General features: G+C 60.0%; 8 protein-coding genes. All 8 read left to right on the top strand.

Going from position 1 to position 12,418, the window contains the following annotated elements; all coding sequences use genetic code 11:
- Positions 1 to 62 precede the first annotated feature (62 nt).
- The 8 genes from ACEN9A_RS21930 to ACEN9A_RS21895 all read left to right on the top strand — a co-directional run bounded on the left by ACEN9A_RS21930 (position 63) and on the right by ACEN9A_RS21895 (position 12,172).
- The gene (locus ACEN9A_RS21930) at positions 63 to 803 is read left to right on the top strand and encodes a flagellar basal body rod protein FlgF (RefSeq protein ID WP_026345695.1); all 741 of its coding nucleotides are present in this window, start codon (positions 63 to 65) and stop codon (positions 801 to 803) included.
- Positions 804 to 848: 45 nt separating this feature from the next.
- Positions 849 to 1,634, top strand: a complete 786-nt coding sequence (flgG, locus tag ACEN9A_RS21925) for a flagellar basal-body rod protein FlgG (protein ID WP_018929947.1) — start codon at positions 849 to 851, stop codon at positions 1,632 to 1,634.
- Between the two features lie 52 nt (positions 1,635 to 1,686).
- Positions 1,687 to 2,382 carry a flagellar basal body L-ring protein FlgH gene (flgH, locus tag ACEN9A_RS21920; protein WP_007938561.1) on the top strand — a complete coding sequence of 232 codons (696 nt, stop codon included), beginning with the start codon at positions 1,687 to 1,689 and terminating at the stop codon, positions 2,380 to 2,382.
- 6 nt (positions 2,383 to 2,388) lie between these two features.
- The gene (locus ACEN9A_RS21915; protein WP_018929948.1) at positions 2,389 to 3,498 is read left to right on the top strand and encodes a flagellar basal body P-ring protein FlgI; all 1,110 of its coding nucleotides are present in this window, start codon (positions 2,389 to 2,391) and stop codon (positions 3,496 to 3,498) included.
- An 11-nt stretch (positions 3,499 to 3,509) separates the two neighbouring features.
- A complete protein-coding gene (flgJ, locus tag ACEN9A_RS21910) occupies positions 3,510 to 4,808 on the top strand; it encodes a flagellar assembly peptidoglycan hydrolase FlgJ (RefSeq protein WP_019648079.1) in 1,299 nt (432 codons plus the stop codon).
- Between the two features lie 23 nt (positions 4,809 to 4,831).
- Positions 4,832 to 6,892 carry a flagellar hook-associated protein FlgK gene (gene flgK / locus ACEN9A_RS21905; RefSeq protein WP_019648080.1) on the top strand — a complete coding sequence of 687 codons (2,061 nt, stop codon included), beginning with the start codon at positions 4,832 to 4,834 and terminating at the stop codon, positions 6,890 to 6,892.
- A gap of 13 nt (positions 6,893 to 6,905) precedes the next feature.
- Entirely contained in the window at positions 6,906 to 8,474 is a 1,569-nt protein-coding gene (locus ACEN9A_RS21900) for a flagellar hook-associated protein 3 (protein WP_019648081.1), read from the top strand.
- A 125-nt stretch (positions 8,475 to 8,599) separates the two neighbouring features.
- Positions 8,600 to 12,172 carry a glycosyltransferase gene (locus tag ACEN9A_RS21895; RefSeq protein ID WP_019648082.1) on the top strand — a complete coding sequence of 1,191 codons (3,573 nt, stop codon included), beginning with the start codon at positions 8,600 to 8,602 and terminating at the stop codon, positions 12,170 to 12,172.
- Positions 12,173 to 12,418 lie beyond the last annotated feature (246 nt).

Below are 12,418 nucleotides of genomic sequence, written 5' to 3'. Positions count from 1 at the left end.
ATTGCTTATGGCTCAGCAGTACAGCGGTGGGCGGCAAACGTCCGGCATGCAGAGGAAAGAGTGTGGACAAGTACCTTTATGTGGCAATGACCGGCGCCAGCCAGAATGCACTGGCGCAGAAGGCCCATGCCAACAACCTGGCGAACATCTCTACCAATGGTTTTCAGAAGGACCTGGAGCAGGCCCGTTCGATGCCGGTGTTTGGTGACAGCTTTCCGGCGCGTGCGTTTGCCATGAGCGAACGTCCGGCCACCGACTTCTCCCCGGGCGCCCTGGTGCAAACCGGTCGCGACCTTGATGTCGCGGTGCAAGGCAACGGCTGGATCGCCGTGCAAAACCCCGATGGCGGTGAAAGCTACGTGCGCACCGGCAGCCTGAACGTTGACGCGCTGGGCGTACTGCGCGCCGGCAACGGCATGCCGGTGATGGGCAATGGCGGGCCGATTGCCGTGCCGCCCGAGCAGCAGATCGAAGTCGGCGAAGACGGCACCGTCAGCATCCGTGCGATGGGCGAGGGCCCGCGTGTGATGGCCGAAGTCGACCGCATCAAGCTGGTCAACCCGGACTTCAAGAACATGACCAAAGGCCTGGACGGTTCGATCCACACCAAGGACGGCAAGCCGGCGCAGGCCGATGCCGGCGTCAAACTGGTGTCTGGGTTTCTCGAGTCGAGCAACGTCAATGCCGTGGAAGAAATGACTTCGGTACTGGCGCTGGCCAAGCAGTTCGAGCTGCACGTCAAGATGATGAACACCGCCAAAGACGATGACCAGGCCATGGCTCGGGTCTTGCAGATCAGCTAATTATCAGAACGTCGCGCCGTAAAACAGGCGCACGAGGAGAAACGAATGCTTCCGGCTCTATGGGTTGCCAAAACAGGTCTGTCCGCCCAGGACACCAACCTCACCACCATTTCCAACAACCTGGCGAACGTATCGACCACGGGTTTCAAACGTGACCGCGCCGAGTTCCAGGACTTGCTGTATCAGATCAAACGCCAGCCAGGCGCCCAGTCGACCCAGGACAGCGAACTGCCGTCGGGTCTGCAAGTGGGTACCGGTGTGCGCATCGTCGGCACCCAGAAAAACTTCACCGCCGGCAGCCTGCAAACCACCGAGCAGCCATTGGACATGGCCATCGACGGTCGCGGTTTCTTCCAGATCCTGCAGCCCGATGGCACCACGTCCTACACCCGTGACGGTACCTTCCACCTGGATTCCAACGGTCAGATCGTCAACGCCAGCGGCTTTGCCCTGGAGCCGGCCATTGTCATTCCGAACAACGCCCAGACGTTCACCGTTGGTCGTGACGGCACCGTGTCCATCACCGTTGCCGGCAACCCCGCCTCCCAAGTGATCGGCAACCTGCAAACCGCCGACTTCATCAACCCGGCCGGTCTGCAAGCGGTGGGTAACAACCTGTTCCTGGAAACCGCTGCCAGTGGCGCGCCGCAAGTCGGCACCCCGGGCCTGGCCGGTTTTGGCACCACGCTGCAGAACACTCTGGAAACGTCCAACGTCAGCACCGTTGAAGAGATGGTCAACATGATCACCACTCAGCGCGCCTACGAGATGAACTCCAAAGTGATCTCCACCGCCGACCAGATGCTCTCGTTCGTAACGCAGAATCTGTAATCAAGTCTATGAGGCGGCCATGAGGTCGCCTGCAACACCGTGAGGTAGGGTCATGAATCGCTTCGTATCTGTTCTGGCACTGAGTGGGGTCGCCGCGCTGGCGGGGTGCGTCGGTCCGACGCCAAAGCCCAATGACCCTTACTACGCCCCGGTGTTGCCGCGCACGCCGCTGCCGGCTGCCGCCAATAACGGCTCGATCTACCAGGCCGGTTTCGAACAGAACCTGTACAGCGACCGCAAGGCGTTCCGGGTCGGTGACATCATCACCATCACCCTGAACGAGCGCACCCAGGCGAGCAAGAACGCCAACTCGCAGATCGACAAGACCAGCGACACCAGTGTCGGCCTGACCTCGCTGTTCGGCTCCAGCCTGACCACCAACAACCCGATCGGTGGCAACGACTTGAGCCTGAACGCCGGCTACAAAGCTGATCGTGCAAGCAAGGGCGACAGCAAGACCGGCCAGAGCAACAGCCTGACCGGTTCGATCACTGTGACCGTTGCCGACGTGTTGCCCAACGGCATCATCGCTGTGCGCGGCGAGAAGTGGCTGACTCTCAACACCGGTGACGAATTGGTACGGATTGCCGGCCTCGTTCGTGCCGATGACATCGCCACCGATAACACCGTGTCGTCGACCCGCGTCGCCGATGCACGCATCACCTATTCGGGCACCGGTGCGTTTGCCGATGCGAGTCAGCCAGGCTGGTTCGACCGTTTCTTCCTCAGCCCGCTGTTCCCTTTCTAGGTGGCTATGTTGAATCTTAAACACCTGATGGTGGGCGCTCTTTTGCTGTGCGCAGCCTTCGATGCTCAAGCCGAACGGCTGAAGGACATCGCCAGTATTTCCGGCGTGCGTTCCAACCAATTGATCGGCTATGGCCTGGTAGTCGGGCTTAACGGCACCGGTGACCAGACGACCCAGACCCCGTTCACCCTGCAGACCTTCAACAACATGCTCTCGCAGTTCGGCATCAAGGTGCCGCCAGGTTCCGGCAACGTGCAATTGAAGAACGTCGCGGCCGTGTCGATCAGCGCCGATTTGCCAGCGTTCGCCAAGCCAGGTCAGCAGATAGATATCACCGTAGCGTCCATCGGTAACTCCAAGAGCCTGCGCGGCGGCACCTTGCTGTTGACGCCGCTCAAAGGTATCGATGGCAACGTCTACGCCGTCGCTCAGGGCAATCTGGTGGTCGGTGGTTTCGATGCCGAAGGTCGTGACGGTTCGAAGATCACCGTCAACGTTCCGTCGGCCGGTCGCATCCCCGGCGGTGCGTCGGTCGAGCGTGCAGTGCCGAGCGGCTTCAATCAGGGCAACAGCCTGACCCTGAACCTCAACCGTTCGGACTTCACTACGGCCAAGCGCATCGTCGACAAGATCAACGACATGCTTGGCCCTGGCGTCGCTCAGGCCATCGATGGCGGCTCGATCCGCGTGACTGCGCCACTCGATCCGAGCCAGCGGGTCGACTATTTGTCGATCCTCGAAAACCTCGAAGTCGATCCGGGTCAGGCGGTGGCGAAAGTCATCATCAACTCGCGCACCGGCACCATCGTGATTGGCCAGAACGTCAAGGTTTCCCCGGCCGCCGTGACCCACGGCAGCCTGACCGTGACCATCACCGAAGACCCGATCGTCAGCCAGCCCGGCCCTCTGTCCAACGGGCAGACGGCGGTCGTGCCGCGTTCGCGGGTCAACGCTCAGCAAGAAGCCAAGCCGATGTTCAAGTTCGGCCCGGGCACCACCCTCGACGAGATCGTTCGTGCGGTGAACCAGGTCGGCGCAGCGCCGGGTGACTTGATGGCGATCCTCGAAGCGTTGAAACAGGCCGGCGCGTTGCAAGCCGACCTGATCGTGATCTGAGGACGGCGAACATGGATATGCGCAAAAGCGGTCTGGTCAGCAGCAGCGATTCGGGTTCTTACTCGGACCTGAATCGTTTGAATCAGCTCAAGGTCGGCGACAAGAACAGCGATGCGAACATGCGCAAAGTGGCGCAGGAATTCGAGTCGCTGTTCCTCGGTGAAATGCTCAAGTCCATGCGCTCGGCCACCGAAGCGTTGGGCAAGGACAATCCGCTCAACACGCCGGCGGCCAAGCAATACCAGGAAATGTACGACCAGCAGTTGGCCGTTTCCCTGTCCCGTGAAGGCGGCGGTATCGGCCTGGCTGACGTGCTGATGCGCCAGATGTCGAAGAACAAACCGTTGGCACCGGGTGAGGCTGCTGCAGCGTCTGCCGCCAAGCAAGCCGCCGCGAAGGCCGCCGTGGAAACACCGATTGCCGCCGGTACGGTCGCCACCAATGGGCCGCTGTCGCGCCTCAACGGCGAGCGCCCGTTGTGGGCTTCACGCGCGGTGCGGGCGCCGGCAGGTGCGGGCGAGGGCGCACACCGCAACGACATGGCGCTGATCAATCAGCGGCGTCTGGCGCTGCCACCGAAACTGGCCGACCGTTTGCTCGCCGGGCTGGTGCCATCGGCATCGACCACGGCAACGACCGCCTCCGCAACGCAAAACAAAATCCAGGTGCCGCCGAGCACCACGACCGGTTCCGGCCCGCTGTACAACGGCGACTGGCTGGCTTCCCAAACGGATACGACCTCCAGCGGGCGCCTGCAGATTTATGGTCGTGCCATGGCTCAAATCCCCCTGGCGCCGGCGAAGAAAGCCTTCAGCTCCGCCGACGAATTCGTCAACACCATGCTGCCAATGGCCAAAGAAGCCGCCGACCGTATCGGTGTCGATCCGCGTTACCTGGTGGCTCAGGCCGCCCTGGAAACCGGTTGGGGCAAATCGGTCATGCGCGCCCAGGATGGCAGCAGTAGCCACAACCTGTTCGGGATCAAGGCCAGCGGTAACTGGAAGGGCGATTCGGCGCGGGCAATCACCAGCGAATTCAGAAATGGCCAGATGGTCAAGGAGACGGCCGAGTTCCGTTCCTACGCCTCTTACAAGGACAGTTTCCATGACCTTGTGACGCTGCTGCAAAGCAACAATCGCTATCAAGATGTGCTGAAGTCGGCCGATAACCCAGAACAGTTTGTACGCGAGTTGCAAAAAGCCGGGTATGCAACCGACCCGGATTACGCAAGCAAGATTTCGCAGATAGCCAAGCAGATGACGAGTTACCAAAACTACGCTGCAGCGGGCGCTTCCACTACGCCTTTATAGGCACAAGGCATAAGGTTTGAATCATGAGTTTGCTCAACATCGGGATGTCGGGTTTATCCGCAGGCCAAAGCGCGTTGATGGTGACCGGTAACAACATTGCCAACGCCGACACCGCAGGCTACTCGCGTCAGCAAACCGTGCAGGGCAGCAAAGCCTCGAATCAGTTCGGCAATGTCTACATCGGCACGGGTACGACCTTGGCCGATGTGCGTCGGGTGTACAACAGCTACCTCGATGCGCAACTGCAAACCACCACCTCGCTCAACAGTGACTCGGCTGCCTATGCCGGGCAGATCAGCCCGCTCGATAAGTTGCTGTCGGACAGCGGTACCGGCCTCAACGGCGCCCTGACCAAGTTCTTCGCCTCGGTACAGAACGTCAACGCGAAACCGGGCGACGATGCTTCCCGCCAACTGCTGCTCAGCGATGCGCAAGCCCTGAGTAACCGTTTCAACTCGATCTCCAGCCAGTTGACCGCGCAGAACGCGGACATCAACGGCAACCTGACGAACATGGCCGATCAGGTCAACAAACTGGCGGCCACCGTGGCCCAGTTGAACCAGAAGATCTCCGAAGTTTCCAACGCCGGCGGCCAACCCAACGACTTGCTCGACGCGCGCAACGAGACCGTGCGCCAGTTGTCCACCTTCACCGGTGCGCAAGTGATCGAGCGTGACGGTAACCTCGACATTTACCTGGGCAGCGGTCAGCCGCTGGTCATGGGCAGCACTGCCAGCAAGCTGGAAGTGGTGCCGAGCAAAGACGATCCGTCGCGCTCGGCCATTCAGCTCAATCGCGGTTCGAGCACCATCGACATCACCTCGGTGATGACCGGTGGCGAAATGGGCGGCTTGCTGCGTTATCGCAGCACCGTGCTGGACCCGGCCATGAACGAGCTGGGGCGTGTGGCGCTGGTCGTCGCCGATCAGATGAACACCGTCCAGGCCCAGGGCATCGACAAGAACGGTGATTTCGGTTCGAACCTGTTCAATAGCATCAACACCGCAGCGCAAATGGCTCAGCGCAGCGTTGCCACGGTCGGCAACAGCGCCGGCTCAGGCAACTTCGATGTGAGCATCGAGGACAGCGGCAAGCTGACCATCAACGATTACAAGGTCACCTTCACCAGCGCCACCAACTACACCGTGCAGCGTCTGCCTGAAGGCACCGCCATGGGCGCGTTCAGCACGCTGACCACGCCACCGCCGGTGATCGATGGTTTCTCCATGACACTTTCCGGTGGCACAGCAGCCGCCGGCGACACGTTCAAGATCACCCCGACCCGCAACGCGGCGACCAACATCAAGACCGAGATGACCGACTCCAAACGTCTGGCCATCGCGGCACCGTTGGGCGCGGCCATTGCGGCGGGCGGCAGCGGCACGCTGACGATTCCGGCCAGCGGTCAACCGACCCTGACCACCAAGTTCGATATCTACGACACGGCGACCACCACCACAATCCAGAACGGCCTGAAGACTTCGACGCCGGTCAAGATCGTGTTCGGTGCGGCCGGTGGTACGACTCAGACTTACCAAATGCTCGATGCCCAAGGCAATTCGCTCAGCAGCGGCACCATCGTGCCGGGCCAGAACAATACGCTGAGCCTGACCATTCCGCTGGTCGACGGCACCGGTGCCGCGATCAATGATCCGGGACCGCCCGTTGTGCAGCGCACTGTGTCGTTCGACATGACCGTGGCCGGTTCGCCAGGTAACGGCACCGCGATCAACGTATCGCTCAGCCAGCCGGGTTCGCTGGATAACCGTAACGGCACCACACTGGCCGCCTTGCAGACCAAGCAGGCCGTGGACACCGGTTCGGCCAGCAACGGTATTTCCCTGAACGATGCCTACGGCAAACTGGTCTCGGGCGTCGGTGCCAAGGCCGCGCAAGGCAAGCTCGACAGTGCTGCGACCACCGCGATTTTGGCCAACGCCAAGGGCGCTCGCGACTCGTTGTCCGGTGTCGACCTCGATGAGGAAACCGGCAACCTGGTCAAGTATCAGCAGTACTACACCGCGTCTTCGCAGATCATCAAGGCTGCGCAGGAAATCTTCAGCACACTGATCAACAGTCTTTAAGGAGTCGTAGCCCATGCGCATTTCTACCGCCCAGTTTTACGAGTCCTCTGCTGCCAACTATCAGAAGAACTTTTCCAACGTGGTCAAGAGCAGCGAAGAGGCCAGCAGCCTGGTTCGCGTGAATACCGCGGCCGACGATCCGGTCGGCGCTTCGCGTTTGCTGCAATTGGGTCAGCAGGCTTCGATGCTTGACCAGTACTCGGCCAACATGACCACCATCAAAGGCACCCTCGGCCAGACCGAGTCGGTGATGACCAGTATTGGCAACGTGCTGCAGCGCGCCAAAGAGCTGGCGCTCGGCGCAGGCAACGCTGGCTATACCGATGCCGACCGTCAGGCGAACGCTTCCGAACTGGGGCAGATTGAAGAGCAACTGCTCAGCCTGATGAACACCAAGGATGAAAACGGCAAGTACATCTTCTCCGGGTCCAAGGGCGATGTGGTGCCGTTCACCCGCAACACCGATGGCAGCTACGCCTATAACGGTGATCAGGTCACGCTGGATCTGCCGATTGGCGATACCCAGTCGATGGCCACCAACAGCACTGGTTGGGATGTGTTCCAGCAGGCGATCAACACCAGCCGTACTCAGACCACGCTCACCGCGCCTGCGGTCGATGACGGTCGTGTGGTGTTGTCCAACGGTCAGGTCGGCTCCGATGTCACCTACAACGCCAAGTTCCGCAGCGGCGAGCCTTACACCGTGGATTTCGTCAGCGGCACGCAGTTGAAAATTACCGATTCGCTAGGTAACGACGTCACCGCCGAGGCCAGTCAGAACGGCGCGTTCAGCTCCACCAACGGTGCGGCCACACAGACTGTCAATTTCCGTGGCGTTGATCTGAAGTTGAACATCAACCTGCAAGCGGGTGACGTCCCGGGTACAGTGATCACCGGGCACAGTTTCACCCTGGCGGCCAAGCCGGACAGCTTCACTACGTCTCGCAGCCCGGGGAATCCTTCGGCGGCACTGGTCACCGGTACCGCGGTCACCAACAGCGCCAACTACCACGCCAGTTTCCCGAACGGTAGTGCGATCCTCAAGTTCACCAGCGCCACGAACTACGATTTGTACGCCGCGCCACTGACCGCCAGCAGCAAACCGGTGTCCAGCGGCACCATGGCCGGTGCCACGGCAACCGCGTCCGGCGTTACCTTTACGTTGGCCGGTACACCGGCTGCGGGTGACCAGTTCTCCGTTGCAGTCAACACACACCAGACACAGAACGTTCTGGATACCGTCAGCCAACTGAAGACCGCACTGGCGACACCGACCAACAACAACCCGATCGCCATCCAGCAATTAAACGCGGCGATCGGTTCAGGCATTGGCAATCTGTCCAGTGGCATCGACCAGTTGGCGGCCGGCATCAGTTCCGTGGGGGGGCGCGGTTCGTCATTGACTACTCAGACCGAGATCAACCAGAGTCTGGCGCTGGCCAATACCCAGACCCAGTCGTCGATTCGCGATTCCGATCCGGCCGAAGTGATGACCCGCCTGACCCTGCAGCAAACCATGTTGCAGGCCTCGCAATTGGCGTTCAGCAAGATCGCTCAGTTGGGGCTGTTCAACAAAGTCTGAATCTAGGCCTTCGCGATTTATCGCGAGGGTTGCAGATTGCCGAGTGCAAACCGTCTTTTTTCAGCGGTTCCGGGGGGCTCCACTCTTTTTAGAGTGAGCTTCCGCCGCTCGAGAGTTCCCCTGCCGTGAAACCAGTCCCTCTTGTCAGCATCGCCATCCCCGCCTTCAATCCGCAGTTCTTTCAGGCGGCGTTGCAAAGCGCGCTGAATCAAACCTACAGCAACCTCGAAGTGATTGTCTGCGACGACAGTGTCGGCGACGAAATCCGCCGGATCGTCGAGGATTGTGAGGTGCCGCAGTCGATCCGGTTACGTTATGTGCGCAATGATCGACGCTTGGGGTTTCAGGGTAACCTCATGGCTTGCGCACAAGAGGCCAGCGGCGATTATCTGAAGCTGCTGTGCGACGACGATCAACTGTTGCCTGAGTGCATCAAGCAGCAGATCGAAGGTTTTATCGATCGTGATGATGTGAATCTGGTCATCGCCCAGCGACAGTTTTGCGACGGCGATTACATCCTGTTGTCCGAGCGGCTGGAAAACTGCTGTTTTTCTACTGGCATCACGCTGTTCAAGGGTGAGGATCTGTTGGGGATTCTGGAAAGCACCCTGGTCAACTTCCTCAGCGGTTTGAGCGGGGCGCTGCTGCGTACCTGTCATGCGCTGGAGTATTTGCCGGCGTTGACCCAGGTCGGTGAAGGTTTCGTGGCTCGCCTGGACTTCGCCTTGTTTGCCTGTTTGTTACGTCGCGGCAATCTGGTTGTCGTCAGTCAGGTTCTGAGTCTCGAGCGCCTGCACCCGGCGCGATTGAGTAATCAGCCACACGTCAGGAATGCGCTGGCGACAGAGCTCGACTGGCTCAAACAGATGCTTGCATTGCGCAGTGGCGAGCCGGCACCTGCACCAGGCTGGGTGCGCTATATGGCTCTGGCCGATGCAGTCGATGGTCAGCCCTATGCCTGGGAAGAGTCGGGGTTGGGCCGATCCCTGAGTTTCATACACACCCTGGTGCTTTCCCGGGTGGGTGACGACTGCGACAGTTTTGTCGACCTGTATCGTGAATGGTTGTCTTGCCGCACATTGAACCCCGCTCAACAGCGTCTTTTGCCTGCCCGCCTGCAGGGGTGGGCCTGGCGTCCGCGGATTGTGCCGATCGTCATCGATAGCGAAGGTAATAGCGTAGCGCTGGAAGATACGCTCAAGAGCATTCGTCAGCAGGTTTATGCCGCCGAGCAGGTGGTGGTGATTTCCCGTTCGGAGCATGCGCCCTGCGAAGGTGTGCGTCATGTACGTTTGCAGGAAGAACCGGTCGCTCAGTTCAATCGACTGCTGAGGCAACTGGATGAGGCAGACTGGATCTATCTGGTCCGGGCGGGCGATCGTTTGAACGAGCTGGCCTTGTTGCTGCTGGCCGAGCGCATGGTCGAAATGCCGGACGTGCGCTGTCTCTATAGCGATGAGGGAGGGCTGCGCGATGAGGTGTCGATCGAGCCCGTGTTCAAGCCGGACTTCAATCTTGACTTGATGCGTAGTTATCCTTACATCGGCCGGGTCCTCGCTTTGCAGCGTCAGCGGGTGCTCGAGCTTGGTGGCATTGTTGCGGGCTACGATGAGCTGGGTGTTCACGATCTGGTCTGGCGTCTGGTGGAGAGCAATGGCCCGCACGCCATCGGCCATGTGAGCGAAGTGCTCGTGGAGTCTGCTTTGCGCCTGTCTCAGTGGCTCTCGCAACCCCAGGTCATCGAGCAGAATCCTCGGGTACTTGCCGCGCATCTACAGCGTATTGAGGCGCCACACCGCATCCGTAGCGGCAGTCTGGCGCTGATCAATCGTGTTGACTACCTCCATGACCAGCAGCCTCTTGTATCGATCATCATCTCCACCAGGGACCAGATCGGTTCTTTGCAGCGCTGTGTTGAAAGTCTGTTGGAAAAAACGGCCTATTCGCGTTACGAGATTTTGATTGCCGATAACGCCAGCATTGCCGCAGATGCCTGTAGCTGGCTGGCGGCCATGGAGCAAATGGGCAGCGACAAACTGCGAGTGCTGCGCTGTGACTATGGCGACAACCAGGCAGCGGTGCATAACTTCGCCGCGGCCCAGGCGCGGGGCGACTATCTGCTGTTGCTCAGCCCCCACAACATCATCGTCAATGCCGACTGGCTGGACGAGTTGCTGAATCACGGCCTGCGCCCAGAGGTCGGTGTAGTTGGCGGGCGGATGCTGAGTCCGCAGGGCCGGATCGAGGGTTCGGCACTGGTTCTGGGGTTGCGGGGGGCCATTGGTGTCCCCAATCGCGGAGAGTTGCTCAACGCCCCTGGCTACATGCAGCGTCAGCAAACCGTACAGAACTTCAGTGCGGTCGGCGTCGATTGTCTCCTGGTACGCAAGCAGGTTTTCGACGATTTGCAGGGGTTGGACGAACAACATTTGGCCCAGGCGCTTAATGGTCCTGATTTTTGTCTGCGTGTACGGCAGGCCGGCTACCTGGTGGTATGGACACCATACGCCGAGCTGGTGCAGGCGATCCCGGCTTCCACTGTCGGGCCTGCACCCAAAGTGCTGCAGGCTGAGCAGAAACACTTCTACCGGAACTGGTTGCCCCTGGTTGCCAGGGATCCGGCGTATAACCGGAACCTGAGTCTGGGCACCAGCAATTTCAGTCTGGAGCCTGGGTTCAAGGACGGGTGGGATCCCTTCACCCGTCAGCCCCTGCCCAAGATCCTGGCGATTCCGATCAACGCCACGGCGGTGGGGCATTATCGGGTCAGCCAGCCGTTCCTCGAGCTGGAGGCGGCGGGGCGAGTGGTAGGGCATATGACCTACCATACGCCGACGGACATTGAACTTGAGCGGTGTTCGCCCGACGTGATCATCCTGCAGGGGCGCTACAGCCAAGGGGCTGTCGATGAGGTCGAGCGAATCAAAAACTGTTCGCAAGCCTTCCGGATTTTTGAGCTCGACGATTACGTGATCGATGTGCCGAAAAAGAACGCACACATCCGCAAGGCCGAAGTGGGTGTCGACAAACTGGTGCGGCGTGGTGTCGGATTGTGTGATCGGGTCGTGGTATCGACTCAGCCGCTGGCGGATGCCTTGCGTGACATGCATCACGACATTCGGGTGGTGCCGAACATGCTTGCACCGCATCTGTGGACGGGGCTCACCAGTCATCGACGTACTTCGCGCAAACCCCGTGTAGGCTGGGGTGGCGGCACCAGTCATGACGGTGACCTGGCAATTATTGCCGACGTGGTGCGTCTGCTTGCCAATGAAGTCGAATGGGTGTTTTTCGGAATGTGCCCCGAGGCGCTACGGCCATTTGTGCATGAGTTTCACACGGGCGTCGCTCTTGAGGCTTACCCCGCCAAACTGGCCAGCCTGAACCTCGACCTGGCACTGGCTCCTCTGGAGTTCCACATCTTCAACGACTGCAAGAGCAACCTGCGTCTGCTGGAGTACGGCGCCTGCGGTTACCCGGTGATTTGCACCGACACCGAGGCCTATCGCGGTTATCTGCCGTGTACCAAAGTCGTGAGTAACAGTACCGAGGAGTGGCTTGAGGCAATCCGCATGCACCTGTCCGACCCTGATGCGAGCTACCGCATGGGCGATGCGCTGCGCGAAGAAGTGCTGCGCGATTACATGCTCAAGGGCAATAACCTCAACTACTGGGCCGAGGGTTGGTTACCGAACTGATTGAATCTGGATGTACAGCTGCAAGCGGTCTTGGGCCCGCTTTACGCTTAGGGACGAACCCGGTGTGCATGATCCGGATTCGTCCCTTTTTTGTGCCTTCTATCTGGATTCATGAGCTGGCGCGTTTCCTGCAAGTCCTCCTCATATCGCCATAAAACGAGCGCTTGCGGCCGGTACGCCAGCGCCTGACACGGCAGAGCGTTTTAGCCAGACAGCCCGAAAAAGCTTGAAACAGCTTGGCCGAGC

The organism is Pseudomonas sp. Pseusp18 (genome assembly GCF_059506005.1).
The sequence above is the reverse complement of the archived record's forward strand: the minus strand, read 5'-3'. Positions and strand labels throughout refer to the sequence as shown.